Below are 25,862 nucleotides of genomic sequence, written 5' to 3' on the forward strand. Positions count from 1 at the left end.
GAATCCTAAGCGTTATTGCCAAATGGTATTGAGTTGTTCTGCGAATCGGGTAATGCCGTAAAACTGTACTTCAAAGTGATCCATCATTATTCCGAGATACACGATCAGTAAAACACTCGCGATGGCACTTTTTATTGGCATGGCAAGGAAAAAAACATTCAATTGCGGTGCAAAACGACTGATAAGCGCCAGACCAAACTCAGCAAGAAACATTGCCAACACTAGTGGAGCGGACATCAACACACCAAGACACATAAGCTGTTCAAATTGCGCGTAGAAGAAGCTAACCCATGCGTCGCTAACGGTTGGGAAAAAGTCCACGATCGGCCAAGATGTATAGCTTTTGAATAACGCATAGATAAAAGTGACAAAGCCCCCGCCAGAGAAGAACAGGGTAATCAACGTTTGGGTCAGCAACACGGCTGTTGGTGTGGATTGTGAGCCTAGCGTTGGGTTAAACATACTTGCCATGGCAGCACCACGTTGGTTGTCGACCAGAAAACCGGCCGCTTCTATCGCCCAAAAGGGGATAGCAGCAACAAACCCTATCAATAGCCCAATTAATACCTCCTTACCCAAAATCACTATCAGCCAAATGCCGTCGGTTTCTGCGGGCAAGCTTTGCTGATTAATCATCGGAAATATAAACAGCGCGAGTGAGCAAAGCACACCATTTCTCACCATGGTGCCGCCTAGCATTTGCTTGCTCAAAATAGGCAAAAAGATGAAGCATGCCATTAACCGAGGTAACGTCAGACTGTACAAAAATAAAACCTGGTGTAAGTCGTGATAACTCATCGTATTTGAGGAATTTTATCCATAGCAAGCGAGGCGAAGGCGTGGAGCTCTGCCCCTAGCCATTGCGTTGTGACGAACAGTGTAATAATGACCGCGATAAGCTTGACCACAAAGCCTAACGTTTGTTCTTGGACCTGAGTTAACGCCTGAATAAGCGACACCAATGTACCAACCAATGCTGCGACTAAAATCGGCGGTAATGACAAGTACAACACTAGGGTTAATGCTTGAGTCGTGAAATGAATGATTTCAGCAGAATGCATACTTTCTCCGTGATTAACCGTAACTCAACACTAAGCCGTGGGTGAGCTTTGTCCAGCCGTCAAGCAAGACAAAAAGCAACAATTTGAAGGGGAGGGAAATCGTCATTGGCGATACCATCATCATCCCCATCGCGAGTAGGATATTCGACACAATTAGGTCAATAGCGATGAACGGTAAGTACAACAGAAAGCCAATTTCAAAAGCGCGAGTAAGCTCGCTGACGGTAAATGCGGGCAGTAAGAGCAATAAACTGTCCGACTCTAAACGGTCTACGTACTTCTGTGGCCACAATGTGCGTGCAGCATCAGTGAAGAATATGGCTTCGGTTTCCCGAATATGCTTTTTCAAAAATTCTCGATAAGGCTGTAAACCGCTTTCAATGAGGCCTTCTACACTTGCAGAATCTTCAAGGGAGATATCATGCTGCTTTACGTAGTCGTAGGTTTCAAACCCGACGGGAGCCATGATGAAAATTGACAGAATGATGGCCAATCCGTAAAGCGCCATATTCGGCGGAATTTGCTGTACACCGAGAGCGTTACGCAGCAGTGAGAATACAACGGCGAGTTTCACAAATGACGTCGCCATCATGGCGATAAATGGGATCAGTGCCAGCAGTGCTAAGCTGACAATGAGATTGAGCTCGTCGGGTAACTGGATCATGCTGGCTCCTGCGTGCCACCGAACAGCTCCACTACGCGCACACCTAAATGTTCGTTAACATTAACCAGTTCACACTCACCAATGATTTTGCCGTTGGCACGCAATGTTACCGGCTTAGATACAGGCTGGTTTAGCTCGAATACGTACCCTGGCTGGAGCTGGTTAAGCTGCTCTAGCGTGATGGTTTGATGGCCGATATCAAACGTGAGTTCCACAGGTAGTTGCTGGTGGTCGGTTAACATTTCTGAAGTGTTTACGTCATTCATATTGGTTTCTTTTTCCATAATGTGAAGAGTTTGGTCATCCAGTTGGCAGCGCCAGAGATTCTGGTTAGATACTTGAAAAATGGTTTGTTGCTTGGCGATGTAACCATCGTCAAAAAAGATGACATCTCCCAGCTCGAGCGAATTAAATTCGCTTAACGTCAAATGGGTCCTTCCAAGACTTAACCACACAGGTAAAGCGAGGTGTCGAGCTTGTAGAGCAGCGCTGTTTGGTAGCGCATCCAACAACACGTCTGATCCTTCGCTAACCCACAAACAAAGAGAGCCGTTAGGCTTATTGAGGGTTAACATTAAAGTATGCTCTTGGGCCTGGCTCGCCTCTAACGGCTGTAGTTGACTAAGAATGGGTAACTGACCAAATAGCGCTTTGATTGCCTCACTATGCGGTTCTATCTGTGAGCTCAAAAGTGCTAACTGGAGGGAGTTAGGCAGGGACTCAAACGCAGTAGCATTTAAGGTCGATTTCAGCCAATGTTGGAGCTGCGCACGAGAAAAGTCTACTTGTAGGGTTTGCCCTCCAATCAACGTGGTTAAACGGAACCCTTCAAATGAAGGGATTTGAGCAACAGTAATCGATACGCTCTGACCATCAGTCCCTTGGAAGTGGCACTGTTTTGCACAAAGTTGATTGCTGAGCGCGATACTTTCTGCATCCACTTTGGGGATTATTAACGGCGTCATAGGTCATTCTCCGCTTGCCATTCTTCATACACGCTGCGTTGTTGGCGTGAGTGTTGTTGTTCATGTTGTTGTTGATCGAGCTGTTGAGTTTGTTCGCTGATCGCTAAGCGAAGTGGCTGCTCACCGCCGAATCGGTTTAGCCGTTCAGCAAGATCTTGTCTAGCTTGCTGGCTAATAATGGAAAGGGCATGCTCTTGTCGAATCGTCACGCTATACCCTTGAGCGTCCAACTTGATGTGGATTTCACCACCTTTTAATTGCCCTTCACTTAGAAACAGCCGAACCTCTTTGTTGTCCGATGCGGTTGGCAGAGCAACATAGATTTTGTCCACCAATTGCTGGAGTAATTGGTTTACGTCTCGCGTTGGGCTTGGTTGAGCCTGCGAAGCAACACTTTTTAGGATGACATCGCCTTGTGTTACCGCACTTGCAAAGGGCTGAGAAGGCACTTTTTCTTCATCCGTTTTAACGGCGAATAGTGCGCTTTTCGTCTCGATTTTTTCAAGAGGCTTGGTTTCAGGCAGGCCATCAGTTTGGTCTGATCGTTTGCCTGTATTCTGTAGCGGCGGAGTTGCACGCTTATTGTGCGTTTTTTCAGTTTGCTTTTTCGTTAGGCCAACAATGTTAATCCCATCTTGAGCGAGCTCTGTCGCTGTCGCACTTTGGGGGAGCAAGCCAGATTCAAGCGTAGAGAGACAATCCGGTGAGATACGTTTATCCATCGGCGTCGGTTTGTCATCTTTCAAATGAGCTTGAAAGTGAGGATCAACAAGCTCGGTAGAAGGGGAGCTTAGAACTGTGTCGCCATCGCTTTTTCCGTCATTTTTAAGCAGTTTATTGTTTTCGCTAATTATTTCTTCGCTATTTGCTGCGTCGTCTTGCGATTTCTCTACGTCTCTCTTAGTGACGACGTCACTTTGACCGTTTAAGGTGGAGATGTTTTTGTCAGCGTTGGCTTCTTGGTTCGATAGGTTATGTTTCTTATCTAGACCTTGAGATGTCTTATGCCTTAGCGGTATGTCTTTTTCGCCAGTATGATTTTTTTGGGGATTCCCAACGATAGACTCCTTTCCCTTGCTAGGCTTCTTCGTCATTGCATGCTCGAATTGTGATTGAAGCTCGGCCTCCTTCTCGAGAGGCGCTTGTTCTGGCGTTGATTTGTGCAGCGTATTCGATGCTTCAGTTGTTGGGGTAATGCGCATAGTGAACCTTTAGATAATGTCGACAGTGCGAAACTCTTCCTGTTCGAGTTCTTCTTGGTATTGCCTTTCTCGCGATTTTTCCGCGACTTCTTGTTGCTGCAACTGAACGAATTTTTCTTTGGTTTTATGGGCTTGTCGCGCCTCTTTTTGCTTTTCTTTAAGTGCCGAGCGTTCGATTTCAAGCGCTTTTTTTGACTCGGCCACACGTTGTTTAAGTTCGGCTTCTCTCTCTCTTAACAACGCGATTTCTTGTCTTAATGTTTCCAGCTCTTTGAGAACGAGCGTTTGTTGTTTTGCTTTAGCAAAACGTCGCTCTTCTTCTTCCTGGCGCCAAACGTGATAGTCCGCGACAGAACGTTCGGCCTTTTGAACCTGTGCTGCGGCGTTTGACACTCGGTATTCTTGACGCTTGACGGCTTTATCCGCACGGTCAGCGCGAATTTTTTTGATTTCTAATAAACGTTCTATCATTGTTTCGCCATCCCTTTAAGTTGAGCGATAGCGCCATCAAGATCGCTTGGTTCATGAGTGCCTTGGCGTAAAAAGGCGCGTATATCATCACTTTGTGCAATGGCCATATCTGCTAGGCTATCTGCGCCATGTTGGTATTCGCCAATTTTGATTAGCAGCTCAACTTCTTCATACTTAGCTAACATTTCGCGAATATGAGCAGCAGACGCCTGATGATCGGGTTCAACGATTTGATTCATCACTCGGCTTGCTGACCGAAGTACATCAATGGCGGGGTAATGGTTCATTGCCGCAAGCTTGCGCGAGAGAATGATGTGCCCATCTAAAATGGAGCGAGTTTCATCCGCGACAGGCTCTGTCATGTCGTCACCTTCCACCAACACGGTGTACAGTGCTGTAATTGATCCTTTGTCTGATTGTCCAGCTCGTTCCATCAGCTTTGGCAAAGCGGCAAAAACGGAAGGCGGATAGCCACGTCGTGTTGGTGGCTCGCCTGCGGCTAGTCCAATCTCCCTCTGTGCGCGGGCGAAACGCGTTACAGAATCCATCAGCAGTAGCACGCGTTTACCTTGGTCACGAAAATATTCTGCGATAGAAGTGGCAACAAAAGCGGCTTTGGCGCGCTCCATTGCTGGGCGATCAGAGGTAGCGACCACTAAAACCGATTTGGCCATTCCTTCTTCGCCTAGGTCATGCTCAATAAACTCGCGCACTTCGCGTCCGCGTTCACCAATTAAGGCGAGAACGGTCACGTCAACTTCTGCGGAGCGAATCAGTTTTGCCAGTAGGGTACTTTTACCCCCGCCAGCTGCTGCAAAAATACCCATGCGCTGACCTTCACCACAGGTCAGTAGCCCATCAATGGATCGAACGCCAAGAGAGATTGGCTTTTCAATCAGTTTACGTTGCATTGGTGGTGGCGCATCGCGATAAACAGGATACCAAGCACTTGGTTCCTGACTTTGCGTACCATCGAAAGGACGCCCAAGCCCGTCAAGCGTTGTACCTAACAGGTGGTCGCCAACACCCACTTCGTGCATTTTGCCCATTGGGCTTACTTCTGTATTTGAGGAAATCCCAAACATATTTCCTAATGGGGTGAGCAGAGCGTGATGCTGCTGGAAGCCAACCACTTCCGCTAACAAAGACAGAGTTTGATCGGGATTACGCAACTCACACAGTTCACCTACACGAACGCCAGGGACGACAGCTTTGATAATGGTGCCGGTGACTTGTGTAACGCGCCCGCGAATTTGGATCAAACGCGTGTGTTTAATCGCAGATTGTTGGATATCAGTGATGTATGAGAAATCGTTCAAGGTAAAAATATGCGCAATGATTGATGCTGAGAGGATAGAAAGTATAAGAATCAATTTATAGTGAATATCAGTCGGGAGTTTTTAGAAAACTGAAAGCGCACTAAAAAAACACGTCTGATTTTGACAGCTTCAACAAAGCGCACTTCCTATAATTCGCCTGTATTGTGCGGAAGGAGTGCAAGTGAATGAGTATTATCAACAATCATATCGCAACAAATCCAAAGTTTGATGCGTCTATCCAAAACGGGTTGGAATCGTCTCGTCCCGACGTTTCACAAAAAGGCAATTATCGCGGTGAAACCGTCCGTGTTCACAATGCCACACAATCACTTTTTGATGCGATGGAAGAACTCACTTCACTCGGTTCCGAAAAAGCAGAGAAAGATCTGACCAAGCGCAAAGTGAAAGACAGTGGTGTTCGAGTTAATGAAGCACATGAACTCGTTTCGGACTACTTAAGAAAAGTCCCTGATCTTGAAAAGAATCAAAAAATCAAAGATTTGGCTACAAAAATGGCGGGAGGAAATATCTCGACCATCGCGCAATTACAAGCCTACTTGAATGGGTTTTCCGATGAGAAAAGCCATCAATACCTAGCCCTAAAAGCCGTTAAAAAGTTTTTGAGTGCGAGTCCAGAAAGTAAACACCTACTAGCGCTGATTGACCAAGCACTTCTAAGAATCGAGCAAAACCCAGATACATGGTCTCAAATTGATACGGAAATCCGTGTCTCAAATTTTGCTGATGAATACAGCCAAGAGCAAGAGTTTAGCTCTTTGCATCAGCTGCGCGGCTTCTACCGCGATACCGTTCATAGTTATCAAGGGCTCGGCGCGGCTTATCAAGATGTTGTGGCGCGCTTTGGTGAGCAGGAGGTATCGACCGCTGTTGACTTTATGCTGCAAGGCATGAGTGCAGATCTTAGTGTTCAAGGTAGCAGTATCGATTCGGTTAAGTTGAAGTGGTTGATGTCCGATATGCAAAAACTCAAAACTCTAAATACGTTGCAAGATCGTGTGAGTCAGCTGTTCCAAATGTTTAAACCGGAAAGGACGAATTATGGCTTATCAAGTTTCTAATTTGATGGCTGATGTGATTGCGTTGGTAGAGCAGCGATGGGTAAGCAGTGATGAGATATGGAAAGTCGCCAACGCAATGGAATTGACGGCGGTAGAACAAAAAATCGATTTTTTTCGAGAGTTCCATAAGTTAGTTCGCGCAATCCCAATTGACGTATTCGCCGATGAAGAACAACGACAGAATTTAATCCAAGCGGTACAAAAGGCGCTAGACGAAGCCATTGATATAGAAGAAGAGGAAGCGTGGGAAGATGAGTTGGATTGATGCATCCGTCGATGAATTTTGCCGAGGAATGGGGCTCGATGCCGTCGATTTCTCATCAGCTGGACGGGTGCAGCTGGATTTTGAGCAAAGTGGTACGCTGCATATTGAGCGACAGGGTGAGCAGTTATTCTTGATGTTGTCTCGAGCGTTATCTTGGCATCAAACCAGTGACATGATTCAAAGTGCACTGTGTTTGTGTCATGCCGATCAAGGCTGGCCTTTCGAAATTAAAACCGGCTTGTTAGATGAACAAACTCTGGTTTTTTCAGCAAGGCTAAAAGGAGAAGAAGTAACACTTCCGACCTTAGAGCAAGCGTTTACGCTTTTGGCTCGTCTACATAACGATGTGGCAGGCTCATGACTCGAGTCAGCACTTTAAACGTAGGCATCGAAGCCTTTACGCATGTTACTCATAGTGAAGTTAAGGCCGATTTCCCAGAGCGATTTCAATTGCTTCCTGATGGTCAGGCGGTCGCTACACATTTAGAGAAGCTCTATGATCTCAGGCCTTCAGACCAATATCTCATCGCGTTAACTAAGCCCAAGCTGCTGCACTCAGAGTTGTTGCGTCCAGAAAAATACCGTCAACAATTTGATGAAACGTTAGCTCAGCTGCAAGTTCTTGCACAGGATTCAGGCTCCGCTTCTTTTATCAAAGCATCTGAAACGCTACAAAGTACGCAACTAGATCAGCGTTACCTCACTATGGCGCTCAATCTCCTTATTCAGGTCTAACCAACATGTTGAGATCCAAAGACATTGAACTCTTACTTGTTCACGCTGCGCTACAAGTTCAATACCAAAAGCCAGAGCATGCCATTTCTATTCTCGATGCGGTTCTAGAAATAGAACCGCAGCACAAAGAGGCGATGCAAACACTTGCTGTGGCGTGTTTACAAAGTGGTCGATATACCCGGGCGATTGAGGTGTGTGAGCACTTATTAAAATCTGACCTTCATCCTGACTCGGCAGGACTCTGGTTTTGTTTAAGCCAAGCGCGTTGGAAACAAAATGACGTCGATGGGGCACGCCAAGCGCACCGACGCTATCTGCAATCTTTAAATAGTGAATCACATGAATAAGTTGATCGATATTCTAAACAAAGTAGGGCAACGCAAAGACATCATGCTTGCGGTGATGTTACTCGCGATCGTCTTTATGATGATATTGCCACTTCCTACCGCACTGGTGGATGTGCTGATTGGCACCAACATGAGCATTGCGGTGGTGCTGCTTATGTTAGCGATTTACATCACCACGCCACTTGAGTTCTCTGCATTTCCTGCGGTGCTATTGATCACGACATTGTTTCGTCTGTCTTTATCTATCACGACAACCCGCTTGATCTTGCTACAAGGCGATGCTGGTCAAATCGTTTATACATTCGGTAACTTCGTTGTGGGCGGTAACTTAGTGGTCGGTATCGTTGTGTTCCTGATCATTACCATTGTTCAGTTTATGGTGATCACCAAAGGCTCAGAAAGGGTAGCAGAAGTTAGTGCGCGCTTCTCACTCGATGCGATGCCTGGTAAGCAGATGAGTGTTGACGGTGACATGCGTGCCGGAGTAATTGACGTACACGAAGCTAGGCACCGACGATCACTGATTGAAAAAGAAAGCCAAATGTATGGCTCGATGGATGGCGCGATGAAGTTCGTTAAAGGCGACTCCATTGCGGGTCTGGTCATCATTGTGGTCAACATCTTAGGTGGCGTCACGATCGGGGTAACGCAAAAAGGCATGAGTGCTTCTGAAGCACTTGAATTGTTTGCGATTTTGACCGTTGGCGATGGTTTGGTATCGCAGATCCCGGCACTCTTTATCGCGATTACCGCCGGTATTATCGTGACGCGTGTTTCTCATGAAGATTCTTCTGATCTTGGGTCGGACATTGGTGGGCAGGTCATTGCTCAGCCACGTGCGCTTCTTATTGGTGGTGTGCTTTTGGTGCTGTTCGCACTCATCCCTGGGTTTCCAAAAATCACTTTTCTGGTCTTGGCCGCCGTGGTTGGTGGTGGTGGTTTCTTCCTTTTCTATCAACAGAAAAAACAAGCTGAATCAGATAGCACCGACTTATCAAGCTTTGTTTCGCAAGGGGCCGGTTCGCCAGCAGCGAAGCCAAACAAACCCACTCCATCTAGAAACAGTAAAGGCAAATTAGGTGAGCAAGAAGAGTTTGCCATGACGGTCCCACTCTTGATCGATCTTGACGAGAGCCTTCAGGAAAGCTTGGAAGCGGTCGCATTAAATGAAGAGCTAGCAAGGGTTAGACGCGCACTATATCTCGACCTAGGCGTGCCTTTCCCAGGCATCCACCTGCGCTTTAACGAGGGGATGCAAAATGGCGAGTACTTAATTCAGTTACAAGAAGTCCCGGTTGCACGAGGACGAATTGTTAAAGATCAACTCTTGGTGACAGAAGGGAATGAACAGATCGATTTATTAGGCGTGCCTTATGAGCAAGATGAAGATTTTCTACCCGGTATTTCTAGCATTTGGGTGGCACAGAGTTATGAGCAAAAACTCGTAGCCAGTCATGTCGGTTTTCTCACACCCGACAGGATTTTAACGTACCACTTGTCTCATGTTCTTAAGGAGTACGCACAAGACTTTATTGGTATTCAGGAGACGCGTTATCTGTTGGAGCAGATGGAAGGCAGTTATTCGGAGCTAGTCAAAGAGGCCCAGCGTATTGTTCCGTTGCAAAAAATGACGGAAATCTTGCAACGCTTGGTTTCTGAAGACATTTCTATCCGAAACCTTCGCGTGATCTTGGAAGCGATGGTTGAGTGGGGCCAAAAAGAGAAAGATGTTGTACAGCTGACGGAGTACATTCGTTCCAGCTTAAAACGTTACATTTGCTACAAATACGCGAGCGGACAAAACATGTTGCCCGCTTACTTATTGGATCAAAATCTCGAAGACACAATACGCAGCGGTATTCGTCAAACCTCAGCAGGGAGTTACTTGGCGTTAGATCCGTCAGTAACGCAACAATTTGTCAGTGATGTGAAACAGACCATTGGTGACTTAAGCCGCATGCCGAATAAACCTGTGCTAGTTGTGTCTATGGATGTACGCCGATATGTGCGAAAGCTTATTGAATCGGAATACTACGATCTGCCCGTTTTGTCATTTCAAGAACTAACCCAGCAAATCAATATTCAGCCACTTGGAAGGGTGGGGATGTAATGAAAACAAAACTAATACTCTCGCTGGCGCAAGCGGGGATCGAAGTGACGCCATACTTTTGGCAACAAAGTGAAATTCAACTTGGTTATCGAATTGAAGTTGAGGGCTTAGAGCTCGTTTTTCGGGTGGAGGACGGTGAAATCATCATCGTTCTTCTGAAACGCGTTCGTCCAAAATTGGGGTTGAGTAACCCCTTTGCCGGCTTATTTCTCTTGGCTGAACATGCCATTCAACTTTATCCCTCCGATTGGGTCATTCGCGGCAACGTCGATGTGTTACGTGGTAGCAACATGAGCAGCCAGCGATTGGCACAGTTCTATCTAAAAGCATGCGGTGCAAGCCATGATGAGCTAGAAGACTGGTACTGTTTACGCCTAGCAGATTATAGACCTTTGAAAAAGTTGAAAAAGTAAAAACTCACGACTGTTACTGACAGCACCGATGAGATGACCCGCTTTAAGATAGGAATCAAGATGAAGCAACCGTTTACCGATGCGATTGAGAACGCTGAGCTTGCCATTAGAAAAGCTGAAGACAGAACCGATATTTTTAACGAGCTATTGGAAGGCTTAGGTGTTGGTCCTGTTGCGGGGGATGTTTTACTTGGCGGCATAAAAGCGCCAGTAGATACCATGAAACGTGCAGAGCAAGAGCTAATAGACGAAGTCCAGCGCCGCCGGCAGCAACAAACTCAGCTACAAGGTACGTCAGGTAAACGCAGAAAGCGTCCCACAGTGATGCGCGGCATGATGATTTAGAGGTTTGGAAATGACGAATATGAAAACGACTGGCTCTACGACAGGAGCAACAGACACAGCTGCGAGTAGTGCACCATTACCCACTTTCCAACAAAACTTGATAGAGGCATTTACCCCTGTACTGGGTGAAGCAGAGACTCAGCAACTTGCCTCGATAATCTCTTCATTGCCAACTATCTCGGGACAAACGGAATCACAAAGCATCGCGCTTTATGTTGATACGCTTGAAAACCTAAAAGCGAAAAATAACGCGTTTGCTGGTATATCATTGACCGACACCGCATCTGTTTGGATAAAGTCGCTACAAAGTGCTAACTCAGATGGCGAATTAACCGCAGCCGAGTTTAATGCTCAAACAAACCAAACGCTATCAAATCAGTTTCAGGCTTGGTTTAGTAAGCTACTGACGGAAAACGTAGATAGCTCGTTATCTACTGAGTTTGTTAGTCAATTTAATCTGGGCACCCAGAGTAACCAAGCGGAGCAGATCGCCAACCTCTCCGAGACAGAACTGGCTAATGCCACCAAAGAAATTTCTCTTTTTGTTGCAGAGCTTGCTAATCAAATGGGCTCCCGTGAAGTGAGAGATGCTTCTATTTCTTTTCTTCGCAATGCCTTTAGTAGCTTAGGTTCCGTTAATCTCGCGCAACTGAAGAGCTCGGACTTTCTGTTGACTAAAGAGAGTTTCGCCCTTCAAGTCTCAGCTCAATTAAAAAGTAGTTTTCAAGGCATTGGTATTACTTTAAGCACCGATGACGCAAGTGCGCTAGCTAGCAGAATTACCTGGACTCCTGGTATTTCTAAACAGCAGCTTAAAGAAGCGTTAGATGAAATGGCCGCTCAAGTGAAAGGCCAATATAGCGCAGCTTATGGTGAGGCGAGTGGAACGAACAATCTAAAAGCAACACTTAATACTGTCATTGGTGGAACTGAGCCTTTGACCCTTTCTAGTCTGTTCGCCAACTTCGCGGTGAGTTTAACAAATATAGAAATCGATGACTTTTACCAGGACAGCGCGATAGCCGATGTCCAAAAGACACAAATAACGGCAGCTCAAGTTAATTTGATCAAAGAAAACACCGAACGAGATATCCGATTACAGTTTGAAAAAATAGTAAAAGGTGAATCTACCGGGGCTTCATTTACTGAGCGATACGAGGCATTGCGCAAAAACTTAGGGGCATTGAAAGAGCGTCTACTCAATATCACCGATAAAGAGAAAGCGGATCGCGAGGTGAGAGCAGAGCACTCTCTAACGGCTCGTGATTTGTTGGCCGTTGTTGAGTCCAGCATTGGAGACCGTTTTGATGAGCAAGTGCTGCTTGCACTAAATGAGCGTCGTGTTAACCGTTTAGAGAAACGTAATGACCAGAAAGAGGCATTAGAGGATCTCACAATACAGCTTAAAGTTTTTGGTGTTGTGCAATCAAAAATTCACTCTACGCAAAGTGTTGATGGGGTTTATAAACCGGGATATCCAGAAAGTAACTTCAAAGCGAGTGACTTTAACTACAGTAATCAAACGGATTTTGAAGCTTCACCTGAGTACAAGTATTTGACGGATAATAAGATAACAAACCATCGAGACTTCCTTCAAACACAAGGTATTACTATCGGTGATGGTGCGTCGTACCAAGACGAAGAGAAGTCGAAAAAACTGTCTAATTTTTCTAGTTCTGTCAGTGCTAAATCCAAGTTGCTTAACGATGAAGTGCAAATCAAAACCACTGAGCTGAACGACACCAGTTCTCAATACAACTCGACCGTTGAAGCGATGAACAAGTTTGTTCAGAAGTACCACAGTATTTTACAAGAAATCCTACGAGCCATTTAAGGATAACCAACCATGACTAAAACAAACGCGACCGATCCATCCCAAATGCAAGCAGAAGAGCTGTTGTCTTTTCTGGAAGAGGGAGGCACGCTAAAAATGTTGCACGATGTGTCTCAGGACACCATCGAACACATTTATGCCGTAGGTTACAACTTTTTTCAATCGGGAAAGATTGAGCAAGCAGCGAAAGTATTTCAATTACTCAGCATGCTTGATCATTATCAGGCGCGATTTTTCATTGGCCTTGGCGCGGCTCGTCAGGAGTTGGGTGAGTATCTGCAGGCAATAGACGCCTACAGCTACGCAGCGCTAGTGGACGTAAATGATCCACGCCCACCTTTTCACTCTGCTGAATGTCACCTTAAACTGGAACAACTGACAGAAGCAGAGAGTGGGTTTTACAGCGCGAAGGAGATGTCTGCCGGAAAATCACAATATGCAGATTTGCATGAGCGTGCAGGCATCATGTTAGAAGCGGTGAGAAATAAAAAGGAGTAATTAGACTATGAGTTCTATTGCACTTGACCGCATCCAGACACAGGTTTATAGCCCTGAGTCTGGCCAAGCCACGTTAGATAACGTGCAGAAAACGGCGTCTACAGCGACGCCTTCTGTGACGGTAGAAAACGTGAAGAGTAAAGATGCAGATGTACTGAACACCGGAAAAGTAAAAGTTCAGTTAGATGCACCTAACGCAGCTGTTAGTGACAAAGTAAATGATTTGACGCTAAAAGCCATGGCACAGCTGCAAAAGATCGTCGATACCATTGCAAAATCTCTCCATGCAGTTGCAGACCAAACAGGTTCGATTGCCGTCAAAATCATCGCAGGATCTGCTGATGATTTTGAAGTAGAGCTTGCTGCTATCACGGATAAACTGAAAAGTGCTCAAAACGAGCTGAAAATTCAGGAAGTGAAGGTCGCAAAAGCTAAGCACGAAAAAGAGATGGTGGAAAACCAAGACAAAATCAAAGAATCGGAAGCCGCTGCAAAAGAAGCCCAAAAATCAGGCTTAGCAGCGAAGATCTTTGGTTGGATCAGTGCGGTGGTTTCTATTGTTGTTGGTGCCGTAATGGTGGCAACGGGTGTTGGTGCAGCAGCCGGTGCACTTATGATCGCTGGTGGCGTCATGGGAGCAGTGAGCATGGCGTTGCAAGAGCCAGCCGTTCAAGATGCGCTAAAAGAAGCGGGCGTAAATGTCGATGTGTTAAACAAAGTCGTAATGGCATTAGAAATCGCCGTCGCGGTTATCGGAGCTGTTGTGACGTTTGGTGGTGCAGCAGCTGGCGGTATCGCGAAACTTGCAGCGAAAGGTGCTGGTAAGGTAGCTCAAAAGGTCACGGAAATCGCTACGAAAGCCGCTGCAAACATGGCGAAAGTGGCGGATATGGGCACAAAAGCTGCGACAACAACAGCGAAAGCGATTCGTTATGGCGCAGAAACCGTCGATCTTGCCGTCAACGTGGGTAAAGGCGCAACGGACAGTGTCCACGCTGCTAACAATGCTCACGTGACAGAGATTCAGGCTGATATCACAGACCTTCGAGCCAAAATGACGTTAAGCCAGGCTGTCATTGATAAGCTCAAAGAAGAGATTGGTAAGTTGATGGAAGACTTCCAAGAGCTGATGAGTCTCATCATGCAAATGATTCAAGCGAAAAGTGAAACTATGCAAACGGTGTTAAGCCGTCCTGCAACGGTATAAGGAGTTTATTATGCTAGATAAAGTAGGCGGAACGGGTCGTGGTGAACTATACGGTTTAGGCGACACCATTAAAACCAACAAAGCAGAAAAAGCGCCGGAAACAAAGCTTGAAGCGGGCGCCGTTAAAAGCCAAAGTGAGTCAGGTGTTTCTGGTGCAGCACGCTACCAGTTAGAGACACCTAAAGCTCCTACAGTGAGTAACCAAGCTCAAGTTGTTGCAAACCTAATGAGCGCTCTTGCACCGACGGTGAGCTCATTAATGAGCACAACGATGAAAGCGCTTAACGGTGAGGAGGTGATCAAGTCACCATCAGATGCGGTATCACAATCGTTGACGCTATTAACATTGTTGTATCAAGTATCAAAGCTGAGCCGTGAGCAGCAAGTGCTACAACGTGAAATTGCTGTTGAAGCAAACGTCGCGAGTTTAGAAAGCCAAGCGGCAGAACTCAACAACTCGGCAAGCGCGATGATCGCGATGGCAGTCGTTTCGGGTGTACTAGCGGGTGCTACCGCAATTATTGGTGCCCTTGGTTCTTTCAAAGCAGGGAAAGAAATCAAGAATGAAATGGCGAGCAATAATGTACTTAAAACGCAAAAAGCTGGCTTCGATCAAGCAGAAGAGTTATTAAATAACAATAGCTTGTCTAAAACGCAGCAAGATCAGGTTAAGCGTGCGCACTCACTAGCGAAAGACAATATCGCAGACACGACAGCGCAGCTGACAAGTGGTGGCCGTAAGTTCGATAAGTTGATGAGCTCAAACCAAGCGAAGAACGCGATTCTTCAAGCTTTGGGTCAGATGGCAAACTCAGCATCGAATGTAGAGCAAACCAAAGCGCAAGCGCGCAGCAAAGATGATGAAGTACAAGCGACTCGCGCACAAGCAGCCAAACAGAAAGCCGATGAAAACATTGGTTTCCAAGAAGGCTTATTGAAAGAGCTACGTGACTTGTTCCGATCTATCTCAGATAGCCAGAACCAAGCGTGGCGAGCATCAGTCCCAACGGTGTAACCATCCGTTTCACTAACTACAAAGCGTTGTTTATACAACGCTTTTTTTATGGCATTCAAGTCTAAATGTTATTTATCAGTAGGTTAAGTTGATAAAAAAGTATATATCTATAAATCAACCTCCAAGGATGAGAACTCAAACGTTATCAAATTGTTAACGATTGCTATACTTAAACGGTCATTAACACAAGTACTAGGGATGTTCAATGTTTAAGTTTAAGCAAATCGCACTTGCGGCTTCTTTGGCTGCACTCACAACAGGCTTTTCTGCGTCTGCGGAGGAAACGTTTGTCACGATTGGTACCGGTGGCGTAACAGGGGTTTATTATCCGACTGGTGGCGCTATTTGTCGCTTGGTTAACAAATCGCGAGAAGATCACGGTATCCGTTGTTCGGTAGAAAGTACTGGGGGATCGATTTATAACATCAACACTATTCGTGCTGGTGAATTGGACCTCGGTATCGCGCAATCAGACTGGCAGTATCATGCTTACAAAGGAACCAGTAAGTTTGAAGAAAGCGGGCCTTTTAAAGAGCTACGCGCCGTATTCTCCGTTCATCCAGAACCGTTTACTGTCGTTGCACGTAAAGACGCGAACATCAAAACTTTTGATGATTTGAAAGGTAAGCGCGTTAACATTGGTAATCCTGGTTCTGGTCAGCGAGGTACTATGGAAGTGCTAATGAACCAGTATGGTTGGAGTAACGACGACTTTAAGCTTGTCTCTGAGTTAAAAGCAGCAGAGCAATCAAAAGCACTTTGTGATAACAAAATTGATGCGATGATTTATACCGTTGGTCACCCAAGTGGAGCGATTAAAGAAGCCACTACGTCGTGTGATAGCAATATCGTAACGGTAGCTGGACCTAATGTAGAAAAACTGGTTGCAGACAACAGCTTCTATCGTGTCGCAAATGTCCCGGGTGGTATGTATCGTGGCACAGATAGTGATGTTCAAACCTTTGGTGTGGGCGCGACGTTTGTTTCTTCTACTGCGGTACCAGAAGATGTGGTTTATAACGTGGTTAAAGCGGTATTTGAAAACTTCGATGATTTCCGCCGTCTCCACCCAGCGTTTGCAAACTTGAAGAAAGAGGAAATGGTAAAAGACGGTTTATCTGCGCCTCTTCACCCAGGTGCGCTCAAATACTACAAAGAAGTAGGGCTGATTAAGTAAGCGTTACCCTCTCTTATTATTGATGTAAAACGCCATCTTTCTCGATCAATGCCACTCGTTTAACTGCGAGTGGCATATTTCTATCTCTCGTCATCCTGTACAGCGACGAAGGAGCGTGATACAGGATCTTCCATCCGAGCACTTTGTGATCAAAATGGTTTCATTAGCCGCTCAGTGTAGTGCTATTAGATTCCTAACCTCGCTGGAGTGACACAAAAAATCGTTAAGCTATCTGCATTAATCTTTCGCGCTAGCGTTTTTTGTAGGAGTGTTATCCACTTGTACAAGTTTTGCTTAAACATAAACATCAATGAAAAAGTAGATAGTGATGAGAATAGAAGAAAGAGCAACAAACCCTTTAACATGATTGGGATTCAGTTGACGAGATACACGAGCTGCAAGATACCCACCTACCAACGTACCGACCAAAACAACACTACCTGTGCGCCAGTCAATGGAGCCATTGGCAACAAAAATCACGATAGCAATGAGTGAAACACACGTAGATACGAGCAATTTCAAACCGTTCATTAAATTAATGTCTTGGTGGCCAGCTACTACCAGATAGCTCAGAACAATAACCCCTAAACCTGCGTTGAAAAAACCACCGTAAGCAGAGACACCAACAAGTAGTAAACCCAACGCGATTGCTCCGAGTATGCCAGCATGTTTGTGCTCTTTCGCGACAGTTTTGATTAGCATTGTTAAACGAGAACCGGTGAGAAAGAGCACGGTGGCAAATAAAAGTAACCAAGGGATAGCTTCCATAAATAGCGATTCTGGCGTGTTGAGCAACAGATATGCTCCGACAGCGCCGCCGACTAAACTGAATGAGACTGTGAACAGCAGTTCATGCTTGTTCTTCATGATCTCTTCTCTGAACCCGACGGCTCCGCTAATGTAACCCGCACATGAAGCATATGTGTTTGTTGCGTTAGCCATAATAGGAGGAACACCAACTGCCAATAGAGCCGGAAAAGTAATAAAGCTTCCGCCTCCTGCTATGGAGTTAATGATCCCACCAATTACGCCAGCAACGAATAAAAGTGCTAGTTCTAAAAGCATAAACAATCCTTGTTATGTTCTTTTTCATTGTTAGAGCTTCAGATGATCTAACCCACATGCTCTAATGTTCTGATATGAGGTTTACTTTACCCGCTCTAAAACAAAATTGTTCAGTTCTGTAACGTTTTTGATGACATGAACGGCTTTACTTTGAGAGTACCCCTCGAGGCGAGACATAAAGTCATCATTCCAGAATGCAGGGCATTGCTGAAGAACTTTGTAGCTTTGTAACGTTCCTTTCAGTACCGAACTACCATCAGGCCAACCTTCAGGTTTAATGAATAGTCCTTTAAGGAGACGTTTCGTCACAAACCAATAGCTTACTGAGTATGGTAGATCAATATAAATGAGAGTATCGGCTGCATCTAAACGAGCGTTGAAAGAGCTGATCGGTCCAAGGCCATCTATAATCCAACGATCTGAGCTTAGTATATTGCTATGGGCTTCATCAAAAACGCTACGCTCAACGGGATCACCGTTTGGTTTATATACTATTGAATCTAATTGATGAAGAGGAAGACCGGTAGCCGACGCGATTGCTTTACTTACCGTCGATTTTCCACTGCCGGGTTTACCAAAAACTGCTATTTTTTGCATAGTGACCGCCTCCAAGAGAGCTTTTCCCATACGGTAGAGACAGAAAACCCACCGCTATGGGTGGGTTCGATAAATACTGAGCGCATCAAAAAATCCCACCATTCCTATGGAATGATGATAATTCGTTGGTTAAGTTGCGCTAAGTGTGTGTTCATACAATCACCTTCATATAACGACAGTGATTTGTCAATACCATCTGCACAATAAGCGAACGATTTGGAGGGCGGAAGATAAAGCCATCACGATGGATGGCTTTATCTAGGTTGAAAGAGACAGCGATTACTGCTCAACGCTGACTGGCTGTGCTTTAAACTTTTGAATCAGCTTTACGATTAGTGGACTTGCCAATACCAATACAGCTAAAACAGTAAAGGTAAGGGTAATAGGACGCTCCCATAGGAAACTCAGTTCTCCATCTGAAATCATTAATGCGCGGCGTAAGTTCTCTTCCATTAATCCTCCAAGGATGAAGCCCAGCAATAAAGGTGCGAGCGGGAAGTTAGCGAGCCGAAGTGCAATGGCAGCCATAGCCACAATCAGCATCACGAACACATCCATAGTGTTAAAGGAGACCAAATAAACCCCGGTGATTGAGAAGAATAAAATCATCGGTAGAAGCACCGTTCTTGGAACCGCCAAAAGCTTTGAAATATACGGAATCAACGGTAAGTTCAGGATCACAAGTACGATGTTGCCGAAGTACATGGAAATGATCACTGACCAGAACACATCTGGGTGTTCAACAAACAGGCGAGGGCCAGGTTGAATACCATAAGCGATCAGAGCGCCGAGCATTATTGCTGTTGTACCAGACCCCGGAATACCAAGCGTTAATAGCGGTACAAATGAACCACTAGATGCTGCATTGTTCGCAGACTCTGGCGCAACCAAACCACGGATACTGCCTTTACCGAACTCATCCTTTTTCTCTTTAGGTGCGAGGTTGCGCTCCATACCATAGCTTAAAAAAGCAGCAATGGTTGCCCCTGCGCCAGGAAGGACGCCAGTGAAGAAACCTAATATTGAAGAGCGAATTGAAACAGGCGCAACATCTTTGATTTCTTCCTTGGTCACTTTCATTGAGCCAATGTTGCTCAGCTTTTCTTGTTCTTCATCGCTGGTGTCTTTTGGTGGTTTAAGAATGCCCATCAATGTTTCACCCAGTGCGAATGTCGCCATTGCAAGCAACAAGAAGCTAAAGCCATCCATTAAATCCGTTAAACCGAAGGTAAAGCGTTCAACGCCTACGCCTTTATCGATACCAACTGTAGATAGCATCAAACCAAGAATGGTCATCATCCACGCTTTGATTACCTGACCTTTCCCCGCAAAAGCCGCGACTGCTGATAACCCAAGTAGCATCAACGCAAAATAGTCCGACGATTGGAAGCTAAGGGAGACGCTAGCCAATGCTGGTGCGGCAACAAGCAACATAATGGCAGATAGCGTACCGCCAGTGAAAGATGAATAAGCTGCCAAAGCTAATGCTTTACCTGCCTGGCCTTTTTGAGCCATTGGGTAGCCGTCGAATGCTGTGACCACGGTTGAAGAACAACCCGGCGCGTTAATTAAAATCGACGATGTAGAACCACCAAATACCGCACCGTAATAAACACCCGCCATTAAAATAAGGCCAGAGGAGGGCTCTAGGCCATAAGTAATTGGGATCATCAAAGCAATGGCTGAGATCGGCCCAAGTCCAGGTAACATGCCGATAAATGTACCGACGAAGCAACCAACGATCACCATCATAATGTTCATTGGCATTACTGCGGTGGATAAACCTTGTAGAATTCCATCTAACATAATTCAGTCCTTTCTTTGACTACCAGGTGGTGAAAATCAAACCCGGTTCGAGATAGATGTCCAAACCTTGAGTGAGTAATAAGTAGAACGCGATCACGAATGGAAACGACGCGCCAAACAGAACGGGTTTACGTCTTTCCCCGAGCAGATAAAAGCCAGCCAATAAAAAGAAGCCAGTAGCTATCACAAAACCTAGATAAGTCAGGCCCACGCCGTAGAGCGCCATTAAAATTAAAAAGGCAATCAGTAACTTCCAATTGAAGGTCAGCACTGCGCCACTTTGTTTATCTGGTTGTCCTGTCACCAGCAGTAGCAAAGAAAGGCCGACACCAACGTAAGTCAGGATGGTTGGCAGAGTACGTGCGGTGAATGGTTCATACTCATCACCTGGAAACAATGGAATCTGCGAGGTTTGATAACCGTAGCAAAGACAGAAGAGTAGAAAGATCATTGCGCCGACGCGGTCACGACAGAGCAAATACTCTTTGGTGAAAAAGTTGGTTGAACGAGGCATATTCAACTCCTAACAAAAGTAAAAAAGACCGCATATGGACGTCAATGAATAAACTAAACCATTAACAATTAAGCATTTCGCTGCTAGTCGAGCCGCTTTGGGTATATAAACAAAGGAGTGTGCATGCCGATTGTCGACAATGTCCATATGCGGTGAAACTTAGAGTGCAAATACAATGGGGAAATACCAACCTACGTTATTCATTGAGGTTGGTATCTGAGAGACCCCAATTCGACAGTTACTTCAGGAAGCCTAACTCGCGCATTAAGTCACCCATCTGTTGCTCTTGATCTTCAAGAAACGCGAAGAATGCTTTATCCGCTTTATAGTTGTCGATCCAACCATTGCGGTCTCGAACGACTTGCCATTCGTCGGTGTTATACATTTTAGTAAATGCGGCATTCCATTCATCTAGCTTTTCTTGGCTTGTGCCTGGTGCTGCAAAGAATCCACGCCAGTTAGCAAAGACAGTTTCATTACCGTATTCGGTGAGAGTTGGAATGTTAGGCGCAGCTTCTAAACGTTTTGGTGCTGTAATCGCTAACACTTTCACTTGCCCAGACTTAGACATTTCGAGTACTTCACCTAACCCTGTAGAGAGCAGTTGTGTTTCGCCTGAAAGTAGGGCAGCCATGGCTTTTCCACCTGCATCATAGGCAATGTAACGAACTTTGCGCGCATCAAAACCTTCACCTTTGAAAGCCGCTGCTATAACCAAATGATCCATAGAACCACGAGCAGAGCCACCAGCAACCTTCACTTTACGAGGGTTTTCTTTAAAAGCTTTAACGACATCTTCCCAAGAGCTGTAAGGAGAATCGGCTGATGTAACAATGGCGCCATAATCGGCAACCGTTGCGGCAACAGGAGTCAAGTCGCGGAAAGATTGTGGGAAGATCCCACTGAGCGAGCGAACGACGATCGGTGTTGAGTTCACCATGAGTGTATCTTCTTGACGATCAGCCGTTTCAATCAAATGTGCGATTGCTTTGCCACCGCCACCACCAGATAGGTTTTGAAATGATACGGTTTCAACGATGTCCGACTTTATTAATACATCACCAGTACCTCGGGCGGTCATGTCCCAACCGCCACCGGCACCTCCAGGGATAAGAAAGTGCATTTTTTCAATATCTGCAGCAAGAGCGTTGAATGAAAATGAAGCTGCGATGATTGAAGCGGCGAGCGTTGGTTTGAGTACCTTTAACATGTTCACGTTCCTTATGTTAGCGACTCTATTTAGTTGAGCCTTATTGTTTTTGCTCAGTTGTCATGCCTTGTAAGCGTTAAAGCTGAACTTGGTGTAAAGGTTAATTAAGTGTTAAATATCTGTCTGTAAAAGAGATATAAAGAGAATATTGAGCATTTCGGTTATTTTGTTCATAAAGTTCACGGCGAGAAGTTGGTGTTAGGTCACGCGGCTTTACGCTTTGGTAGGCCATAATAAAATGACGGAAATGAACGAGGAAAAGAGAATGAAAGGGACGTGTTTGTGCGGCGCAATTGAAGTCATCGCTGAGGTTAAAAATGAGGTTAGCCTGTGCCATTGCTCTATGTGTCGAAAATGGTCGAGTGGCGCACTTCATGCGGTGCATTGTGGGCCTAACGTGACGTTTAAAGGTGGCGAACCTAAACGTTATCAGTCGTCAGACTGGGGAGTGAGGGGGTTTTGCGGTGAGTGTGGCACAAACCTTTTCTACCATTTGTTGCCGACAGGTGAGTACATTCTTTCCGCTGGTTTGTTCGATAACCCAGATTTCAAACTCACTTTAGAGATTTTTACCGATGAAAAGCCAGCTTATTATGACCTCAATTCCGCTTCACAAAAGATGACTTCGCAACAAGTCTTTGATCAATTTGTACCTAAAGAATAGGTTTTTATCCGATTATTGTTCGACAGCTGAGCTTTTAGTTTTTAGATCATAAGCTTAAAGGTTTATAAGTTGTCGACAATATGAACTCACCATTCTTTATTTCTGCTAAAAAAGGCACTTAATGGGCATTTTAGGCCCATTTAAATTACGACCTTAGTCTAGATTGTCGACAATTTACTTGATTGTCGACACTTTGATCGACTACTTTATATTCAGGTTAAGAAATTGTAGACATTTCGATGTCGGTAACAAGAGTATCTGAATATGAACTCTGAGTTGAAAGCTCGTTATAAAGTGCTGGGTTCTGAGAAAGAACACACCAAATCCGAAACGCTGACCGAAACACTCATTGAAGTCATTGTTAATGGCGACGTGAAGCCTGGCCATAAGATATCAGAGCCTGAGCTAGCAAAGAAATATCAAGTCAGTCGTGGGCCTTTGCGTGAAGCATTGATGCGCTTAGAGGGGCTAGGGCTCATCGAGCGAATTCCTCATGTTGGGGCTAGAGTGACCACTTTTTCTCCGGAAAAGCTGATAGAACTTTATGCCGTTCGAGAAGCATTGGAAGGCATGGCGGCAAGGTTAGCTGCGCGACACATTACGCAAGAAGAGCTCTTAAGCTTGGAAATGCTATTGTCGACACATTCCAAGCATATAGACCAAATGGAAGGCGCGTCTTACTTCCATCAACATGGTGACTTTGATTTTCACTATCGCATCATCCAAGCGAGCAGAAACAGTAAGTTAATATCTCTGCTGTGTGATGAACTCTATCACTTATTACGGATGTATCGTTACCAGTCGCCACGTGCGCAATCTCGCCCGAATGAGGCGCTCACCGAACACAAATTCATTTTGGAAGCCATTCGCAATCGCGATGAAGAGCTTGCAGAAATGTTGATGAGAAGACACATATCAGGAAGTCGAAAGCTCATCCAATCTCAAATTATACATACAGAAAGTTTAGACAAAGACTAGAAGGAATTCGTCATGAGCTTAACACCGGGAGCGAAATTCAGACTCGCCATTGAACAAAATAATCCACTACAAATTGTCGGCACTATAAACCCGTATTGCGCCATGATGGCAAAAAACTTGGGTCACCAAGCGATTTACTTGTCTGGTGGCGGTATCGCAAATGCTTCATACGGATTGCCGGATCTCGGTATCACAACATTAAACGACGTTTTGGTTGATGTTGACCGTATTACTAACGCATGTGATTTGCCTCTTTTGGTTGATATCGACACGGGCTTTGGCGGTGCATTTAACATTGCTCGCACGATCAAAGCGATGGAAAAAGCGGGCGCGGCAGCGGTGCACATGGAAGACCAAGTCGCACAGAAACGTTGTGGTCATCGTCCGAACAAAGCAATAGTCAGCCAGCAAGAGATGGTTGATCGTGTAAAAGCCGCGGTTGATGCACGCAATGATGAAAGTTTCGTGATTATGGCTCGTACTGACGCGTTAGCTGTTGAAGGCATGGACAGCGCAATCGAGCGCGCGATTGCGTGTGTGGAAGCTGGCGCAGACATGATCTTCCCCGAAGCGATGAACAAGCTGGACCAGTACCTTCAGTTCTCAAATGCGCTTGAGCAAGCGACCGGAAAGCACGTTCCTATTCTGGCGAATATTACAGAATTTGGCGCGACACCGCTGTATGGCTGCGATGAGCTAGCGAAAGCAAAAGTGGACATGGTGCTTTATCCATTAAGTGCGTTCCGTGCCATGAACAAAGCTGCTGAAACGGTCTACAAACATTTGCTAGAAGTGGGTAATCAGGAAGCACTGGTTGATTCGATGCAAACACGTAAAGAGTTGTATCAGCACCTGAATTACCACGACTATGAAGACAAACTTGACCAGTTATTCTCTGAAGGGAAATAGCGGGGGAAAAGCAAAAATAAACGGAAGCCCAAGAAAAAGATAATCGGAATTTATCTCATCTAATAACGTGAAATTCGTTTGGCTAAAAACACCCCAGAGAGGGAAAAGTCAGACAGAAAAGGAGTTCAAACAATGTCTCAAACTGCAGAAAAGAAAGCAGAATTAGGTGGCGCAGGCCTTCGTGGTCAAAGCGCAGGAAGCACAGCTTTATGTACTGTCGGAAAAACGGGAACTGGTTTAACTTATCGTGGATACGATATTACTGATCTTGCGAACAACGCACAGTTTGAAGAAGTGGCTCACCTTCTGTTACGCGGTCACTTGCCGAATCAACAAGAACTTGATGCGTACAAGACACACCTACTCAGCCTTAGAGGTTTGCCAGCCGAGTTAAAACAAGCTTTAGAGTTGATTCCTGCAAGCGCACACCCAATGGACGTAATGCGCACGGGTTGTTCTGTATTGGGTAACCTAGAGCAGGAAATGAGCTTCGAGGAGCAACTGAAAGCAACCGAACGTATGCTAGCCTTGTTCCCTGCCATCATCTGTTACTGGTACCGCTTTAGTCATGATGGCGTGCGTATCAACACCGAGGATCAGACTGAAGATTGCATCGGTGGTTACTTCTTGCGATTACTTACAGACAAAGCGCCATCTGCGCTGCACAAACAAGTGATGCATTGCTCGCTCATTCTTTATGCTGAACATGAGTTTAATGCTTCTACATTCGCAGCTCGCGTTTGTGCATCAACGTTGTCAGACATCCATTCTTGTATCACGGCAGCAATCGGTACGCTTCGTGGGCCACTTCACGGTGGTGCGAACGAAGCGGCGATGGAAATGATTGAAGATTGGCAAACGCCCGACGAGGCGGAAGCGAACATCATGAAAATGCTAGCCAATAAAGACAAGATCATGGGCTTCGGTCACGCGATTTATCGTGAAAGTGACCCTCGCAACGCCTTAATAAAACGATGGTCCAAAGAGCTATCGAAACAAGTTGGTGATACTCATCTATATGCGGTTTCTGAGCGTGTTGAATCAGTGATGAAGCGAGAGAAAGGTCTGTTCTGTAATGCGGACTTCTTCCATGCATCGGCTTACCACTTCATGGACATTCCAACCAAACTATTTACCCCAATCTTTGTGATGAGTCGTTTAACGGGCTGGGCTGCACACGTTTATGAACAGCGTGCCAATAACCGTATTATTCGCCCAAGTGCCGATTATACGGGCCCAGATCATCAAGAATGGGTGCCTATCGAGAATCGCTAGCGCGAAGGTCAACGAGGGCATTATATGCTTTGGTTGACCACCTCCTTCCTTTGTCATTCTCTCTAACAGAGGAAGGAGATCCTCTCATCACTGTGTTTCTGGAGCAATGGAAAACCTTGATGAAGGCAAGATGTAAA

29 protein-coding genes are annotated in these 25,862 nt (G+C 45.5%); 17 read left to right on the forward strand and 12 right to left on the reverse strand.

All coding sequences use genetic code 11. The features are described from left to right. Nucleotides 1-12: 12 nt before the first annotated feature. The 7 genes from sctT to vscN are packed head-to-tail and all read right to left on the reverse strand — an operon-like array spanning nucleotide 13 to nucleotide 5,682. Nucleotides 13-798, reverse strand: coding sequence for a type III secretion system export apparatus subunit SctT (gene sctT / locus R8O10_RS14440; protein WP_182039228.1), 786 nt, complete (start codon nucleotides 796-798; stop codon nucleotides 13-15). Then, complete coding sequence (vscS, locus tag R8O10_RS14445; RefSeq protein WP_005377227.1) at nucleotides 795-1,061, reverse strand: SctS family type III secretion system export apparatus subunit VscS; 267 nt, start codon at nucleotides 1,059-1,061, stop codon at nucleotides 795-797. Before vscS ends, sctT begins: the two co-directional genes overlap by 4 nt. 13 nt (nucleotides 1,062-1,074) lie before the next feature. Further along, nucleotides 1,075-1,725: a SctR family type III secretion system export apparatus subunit VscR gene (vscR, locus tag R8O10_RS14450; protein ID WP_005377232.1), complete on the reverse strand. Its 651-nt coding sequence runs from the start codon at nucleotides 1,723-1,725 to the stop codon at nucleotides 1,075-1,077. Then, nucleotides 1,722-2,690 (reverse strand): SctQ family type III secretion system cytoplasmic ring protein VscQ, encoded by a 969-nt coding sequence (vscQ, locus tag R8O10_RS14455; protein ID WP_182039226.1) that lies wholly within the window; start codon nucleotides 2,688-2,690, stop codon nucleotides 1,722-1,724. The genes vscR and vscQ overlap by 4 nt, the downstream gene beginning before the upstream one ends. Continuing rightward, complete coding sequence (locus R8O10_RS14460; protein ID WP_005377235.1) at nucleotides 2,687-3,892, reverse strand: type III secretion system needle length determinant; 1,206 nt, start codon at nucleotides 3,890-3,892, stop codon at nucleotides 2,687-2,689. Before R8O10_RS14460 ends, vscQ begins: the two co-directional genes overlap by 4 nt. Nucleotides 3,893-3,901: 9 nt before the next feature. Further along, nucleotides 3,902-4,363: a type III secretion protein gene (locus R8O10_RS14465; RefSeq protein ID WP_005377236.1), complete on the reverse strand. Its 462-nt coding sequence runs from the start codon at nucleotides 4,361-4,363 to the stop codon at nucleotides 3,902-3,904. Further along, nucleotides 4,360-5,682 carry a SctN family type III secretion system ATPase VscN gene (vscN, locus tag R8O10_RS14470; RefSeq protein WP_005377237.1) on the reverse strand — a complete coding sequence of 441 codons (1,323 nt, stop codon included), beginning with the start codon at nucleotides 5,680-5,682 and terminating at the stop codon, nucleotides 4,360-4,362. Before vscN ends, R8O10_RS14465 begins: the two co-directional genes overlap by 4 nt. Nucleotides 5,683-5,867: 185 nt before the next feature. On the opposite strand from vscN, the gene sctW reads away from it, so the two are divergent. From sctW to R8O10_RS14535, 13 genes are all read left to right on the forward strand, one after another. Beyond that, nucleotides 5,868-6,761, forward strand: a complete 894-nt coding sequence (gene sctW / locus R8O10_RS14475) for a type III secretion system gatekeeper subunit SctW (RefSeq protein WP_005377238.1) — start codon at nucleotides 5,868-5,870, stop codon at nucleotides 6,759-6,761. Then, nucleotides 6,742-7,026, forward strand: coding sequence for a TyeA family type III secretion system gatekeeper subunit (locus tag R8O10_RS14480; protein WP_005377239.1), 285 nt, complete (start codon nucleotides 6,742-6,744; stop codon nucleotides 7,024-7,026). The genes sctW and R8O10_RS14480 overlap by 20 nt, the downstream gene beginning before the upstream one ends. Continuing rightward, the gene (gene sycN, locus R8O10_RS14485) at nucleotides 7,013-7,387 is read left to right on the forward strand and encodes a type III secretion chaperone SycN (protein ID WP_005388159.1); all 375 of its coding nucleotides are present in this window, start codon (nucleotides 7,013-7,015) and stop codon (nucleotides 7,385-7,387) included. Before R8O10_RS14480 ends, sycN begins: the two co-directional genes overlap by 14 nt. Beyond that, a complete protein-coding gene (vscX, locus tag R8O10_RS14490) occupies nucleotides 7,384-7,761 on the forward strand; it encodes a type III secretion system protein VscX (RefSeq protein WP_005377246.1) in 378 nt (125 codons plus the stop codon). Before sycN ends, vscX begins: the two co-directional genes overlap by 4 nt. 5 nt (nucleotides 7,762-7,766) lie before the next feature. Beyond that, nucleotides 7,767-8,108, forward strand: coding sequence for a type III secretion system chaperone VscY (gene vscY, locus R8O10_RS14495; RefSeq protein ID WP_005377248.1), 342 nt, complete (start codon nucleotides 7,767-7,769; stop codon nucleotides 8,106-8,108). Further along, on the forward strand, nucleotides 8,092-10,218 hold the full coding sequence (gene vcrD, locus R8O10_RS14500; protein ID WP_318191505.1) for a SctV family type III secretion system export apparatus subunit VcrD: 2,127 nt from the start codon (nucleotides 8,092-8,094) through the stop codon (nucleotides 10,216-10,218). The genes vscY and vcrD overlap by 17 nt, the downstream gene beginning before the upstream one ends. Continuing rightward, nucleotides 10,218-10,631, forward strand: coding sequence for an LcrR family type III secretion system chaperone (locus tag R8O10_RS14505; protein WP_005377252.1), 414 nt, complete (start codon nucleotides 10,218-10,220; stop codon nucleotides 10,629-10,631). Before vcrD ends, R8O10_RS14505 begins: the two co-directional genes overlap by 1 nt. Before the next feature lie 60 nt (nucleotides 10,632-10,691). Continuing rightward, the gene (locus R8O10_RS14510; RefSeq protein ID WP_005377254.1) at nucleotides 10,692-10,976 is read left to right on the forward strand and encodes an LcrG family type III secretion system chaperone; all 285 of its coding nucleotides are present in this window, start codon (nucleotides 10,692-10,694) and stop codon (nucleotides 10,974-10,976) included. 10 nt (nucleotides 10,977-10,986) lie between these two features. After that, nucleotides 10,987-12,810, forward strand: coding sequence for a virulence-associated V antigen (locus tag R8O10_RS14515; RefSeq protein ID WP_272870541.1), 1,824 nt, complete (start codon nucleotides 10,987-10,989; stop codon nucleotides 12,808-12,810). A 12-nt stretch (nucleotides 12,811-12,822) separates the two neighbouring features. Beyond that, complete coding sequence (vcrH, locus tag R8O10_RS14520) at nucleotides 12,823-13,308, forward strand: SycD/LcrH family type III secretion system chaperone VcrH (protein ID WP_005377258.1); 486 nt, start codon at nucleotides 12,823-12,825, stop codon at nucleotides 13,306-13,308. 7 nt (nucleotides 13,309-13,315) lie between these two features. Continuing rightward, the gene (vopB, locus tag R8O10_RS14525) at nucleotides 13,316-14,515 is read left to right on the forward strand and encodes a type III secretion system translocon subunit VopB (RefSeq protein WP_005377260.1); all 1,200 of its coding nucleotides are present in this window, start codon (nucleotides 13,316-13,318) and stop codon (nucleotides 14,513-14,515) included. A gap of 10 nt (nucleotides 14,516-14,525) precedes the next feature. After that, nucleotides 14,526-15,530 carry a type III secretion system translocon subunit VopD gene (vopD, locus tag R8O10_RS14530; RefSeq protein ID WP_005377262.1) on the forward strand — a complete coding sequence of 335 codons (1,005 nt, stop codon included), beginning with the start codon at nucleotides 14,526-14,528 and terminating at the stop codon, nucleotides 15,528-15,530. Nucleotides 15,531-15,735: 205 nt separating this feature from the next. Then, a complete protein-coding gene (locus R8O10_RS14535; protein ID WP_005388171.1) occupies nucleotides 15,736-16,707 on the forward strand; it encodes a TAXI family TRAP transporter solute-binding subunit in 972 nt (323 codons plus the stop codon). A 294-nt stretch (nucleotides 16,708-17,001) separates the two neighbouring features. On the opposite strand, the gene R8O10_RS14540 is transcribed toward R8O10_RS14535, so the two are convergent. From R8O10_RS14540 to R8O10_RS14560, 5 genes are all read right to left on the reverse strand, one after another. Then, nucleotides 17,002-17,772, reverse strand: coding sequence for a sulfite exporter TauE/SafE family protein (locus R8O10_RS14540; protein ID WP_213871873.1), 771 nt, complete (start codon nucleotides 17,770-17,772; stop codon nucleotides 17,002-17,004). An 81-nt stretch (nucleotides 17,773-17,853) separates the two neighbouring features. Then, on the reverse strand, nucleotides 17,854-18,369 hold the full coding sequence (locus R8O10_RS14545; RefSeq protein ID WP_262660094.1) for an adenylate kinase: 516 nt from the start codon (nucleotides 18,367-18,369) through the stop codon (nucleotides 17,854-17,856). A 279-nt stretch (nucleotides 18,370-18,648) separates the two neighbouring features. Then, nucleotides 18,649-20,175 (reverse strand): tripartite tricarboxylate transporter permease, encoded by a 1,527-nt coding sequence (locus R8O10_RS14550; protein WP_172563238.1) that lies wholly within the window; start codon nucleotides 20,173-20,175, stop codon nucleotides 18,649-18,651. A gap of 19 nt (nucleotides 20,176-20,194) precedes the next feature. Next, nucleotides 20,195-20,689 carry a tripartite tricarboxylate transporter TctB family protein gene (locus R8O10_RS14555; protein ID WP_262660095.1) on the reverse strand — a complete coding sequence of 165 codons (495 nt, stop codon included), beginning with the start codon at nucleotides 20,687-20,689 and terminating at the stop codon, nucleotides 20,195-20,197. A 238-nt stretch (nucleotides 20,690-20,927) separates the two neighbouring features. Beyond that, nucleotides 20,928-21,899 (reverse strand): tripartite tricarboxylate transporter substrate binding protein, encoded by a 972-nt coding sequence (locus R8O10_RS14560; RefSeq protein WP_005388181.1) that lies wholly within the window; start codon nucleotides 21,897-21,899, stop codon nucleotides 20,928-20,930. Between the two features lie 265 nt (nucleotides 21,900-22,164). Between R8O10_RS14560 and R8O10_RS14565 the strand changes: the two genes are divergently transcribed. From R8O10_RS14565 to prpC, 4 genes are all read left to right on the forward strand, one after another. Beyond that, nucleotides 22,165-22,563, forward strand: coding sequence for a GFA family protein (locus R8O10_RS14565; protein WP_017633774.1), 399 nt, complete (start codon nucleotides 22,165-22,167; stop codon nucleotides 22,561-22,563). 264 nt (nucleotides 22,564-22,827) lie between these two features. Next, nucleotides 22,828-23,541, forward strand: coding sequence for a GntR family transcriptional regulator (locus R8O10_RS14570; RefSeq protein ID WP_005377279.1), 714 nt, complete (start codon nucleotides 22,828-22,830; stop codon nucleotides 23,539-23,541). 12 nt (nucleotides 23,542-23,553) lie between these two features. Further along, nucleotides 23,554-24,450, forward strand: a complete 897-nt coding sequence (gene prpB, locus R8O10_RS14575; RefSeq protein ID WP_005388185.1) for a methylisocitrate lyase — start codon at nucleotides 23,554-23,556, stop codon at nucleotides 24,448-24,450. A gap of 132 nt (nucleotides 24,451-24,582) precedes the next feature. Continuing rightward, nucleotides 24,583-25,725, forward strand: coding sequence for a 2-methylcitrate synthase (gene prpC, locus R8O10_RS14580; protein ID WP_005377283.1), 1,143 nt, complete (start codon nucleotides 24,583-24,585; stop codon nucleotides 25,723-25,725). Nucleotides 25,726-25,862 lie beyond the last annotated feature (137 nt).

The organism is Vibrio sp. 1727 (genome assembly GCF_033344415.1).
In the GTDB taxonomy this organism is placed as follows: Bacteria; Pseudomonadota; Gammaproteobacteria; order Enterobacterales; family Vibrionaceae; genus Vibrio; species Vibrio alginolyticus.

Bases quoted from the DNA above. Each gene is read 5' to 3' on its own strand.
- sctT (WP_182039228.1), bottom strand. From the start codon at position 798: ATGAGTTATCACGACTTACACCAGGTTTTATTTTTGTACAGTCTGACG.
- vscS (WP_005377227.1), bottom strand. From the start codon at position 1,061: ATGCATTCTGCTGAAATCATTCATTTCACGACTCAAGCATTAACCCTA.
- vscR (WP_005377232.1), bottom strand. From the start codon at position 1,725: ATGATCCAGTTACCCGACGAGCTCAATCTCATTGTCAGCTTAGCACTG.
- vscQ (WP_182039226.1), bottom strand. From the start codon at position 2,690: ATGACGCCGTTAATAATCCCCAAAGTGGATGCAGAAAGTATCGCGCTC.
- R8O10_RS14460 (WP_005377235.1), bottom strand. From the start codon at position 3,892: ATGCGCATTACCCCAACAACTGAAGCATCGAATACGCTGCACAAATCA.
- R8O10_RS14465 (WP_005377236.1), bottom strand. From the start codon at position 4,363: ATGATAGAACGTTTATTAGAAATCAAAAAAATTCGCGCTGACCGTGCG.
- sctW (WP_005377238.1), top strand. From the start codon at position 5,868: ATGAGTATTATCAACAATCATATCGCAACAAATCCAAAGTTTGATGCG.
- R8O10_RS14480 (WP_005377239.1), top strand. From the start codon at position 6,742: ATGGCTTATCAAGTTTCTAATTTGATGGCTGATGTGATTGCGTTGGTA.
- sycN (WP_005388159.1), top strand. From the start codon at position 7,013: ATGAGTTGGATTGATGCATCCGTCGATGAATTTTGCCGAGGAATGGGG.
- vscX (WP_005377246.1), top strand. From the start codon at position 7,384: ATGACTCGAGTCAGCACTTTAAACGTAGGCATCGAAGCCTTTACGCAT.
- vscY (WP_005377248.1), top strand. From the start codon at position 7,767: ATGTTGAGATCCAAAGACATTGAACTCTTACTTGTTCACGCTGCGCTA.
- R8O10_RS14505 (WP_005377252.1), top strand. From the start codon at position 10,218: ATGAAAACAAAACTAATACTCTCGCTGGCGCAAGCGGGGATCGAAGTG.
- R8O10_RS14510 (WP_005377254.1), top strand. From the start codon at position 10,692: ATGAAGCAACCGTTTACCGATGCGATTGAGAACGCTGAGCTTGCCATT.
- R8O10_RS14515 (WP_272870541.1), top strand. From the start codon at position 10,987: ATGACGAATATGAAAACGACTGGCTCTACGACAGGAGCAACAGACACA.
- vcrH (WP_005377258.1), top strand. From the start codon at position 12,823: ATGACTAAAACAAACGCGACCGATCCATCCCAAATGCAAGCAGAAGAG.
- vopB (WP_005377260.1), top strand. From the start codon at position 13,316: ATGAGTTCTATTGCACTTGACCGCATCCAGACACAGGTTTATAGCCCT.
- vopD (WP_005377262.1), top strand. From the start codon at position 14,526: ATGCTAGATAAAGTAGGCGGAACGGGTCGTGGTGAACTATACGGTTTA.
- R8O10_RS14535 (WP_005388171.1), top strand. From the start codon at position 15,736: ATGTTTAAGTTTAAGCAAATCGCACTTGCGGCTTCTTTGGCTGCACTC.
- R8O10_RS14540 (WP_213871873.1), bottom strand. From the start codon at position 17,772: ATGCTTTTAGAACTAGCACTTTTATTCGTTGCTGGCGTAATTGGTGGG.
- R8O10_RS14545 (WP_262660094.1), bottom strand. From the start codon at position 18,369: ATGCAAAAAATAGCAGTTTTTGGTAAACCCGGCAGTGGAAAATCGACG.
- R8O10_RS14550 (WP_172563238.1), bottom strand. From the start codon at position 20,175: ATGTTAGATGGAATTCTACAAGGTTTATCCACCGCAGTAATGCCAATG.
- R8O10_RS14555 (WP_262660095.1), bottom strand. From the start codon at position 20,689: ATGCCTCGTTCAACCAACTTTTTCACCAAAGAGTATTTGCTCTGTCGT.
- R8O10_RS14560 (WP_005388181.1), bottom strand. From the start codon at position 21,899: ATGTTAAAGGTACTCAAACCAACGCTCGCCGCTTCAATCATCGCAGCT.
- R8O10_RS14565 (WP_017633774.1), top strand. From the start codon at position 22,165: ATGAAAGGGACGTGTTTGTGCGGCGCAATTGAAGTCATCGCTGAGGTT.
- R8O10_RS14570 (WP_005377279.1), top strand. From the start codon at position 22,828: ATGAACTCTGAGTTGAAAGCTCGTTATAAAGTGCTGGGTTCTGAGAAA.
- prpB (WP_005388185.1), top strand. From the start codon at position 23,554: ATGAGCTTAACACCGGGAGCGAAATTCAGACTCGCCATTGAACAAAAT.
- prpC (WP_005377283.1), top strand. From the start codon at position 24,583: ATGTCTCAAACTGCAGAAAAGAAAGCAGAATTAGGTGGCGCAGGCCTT.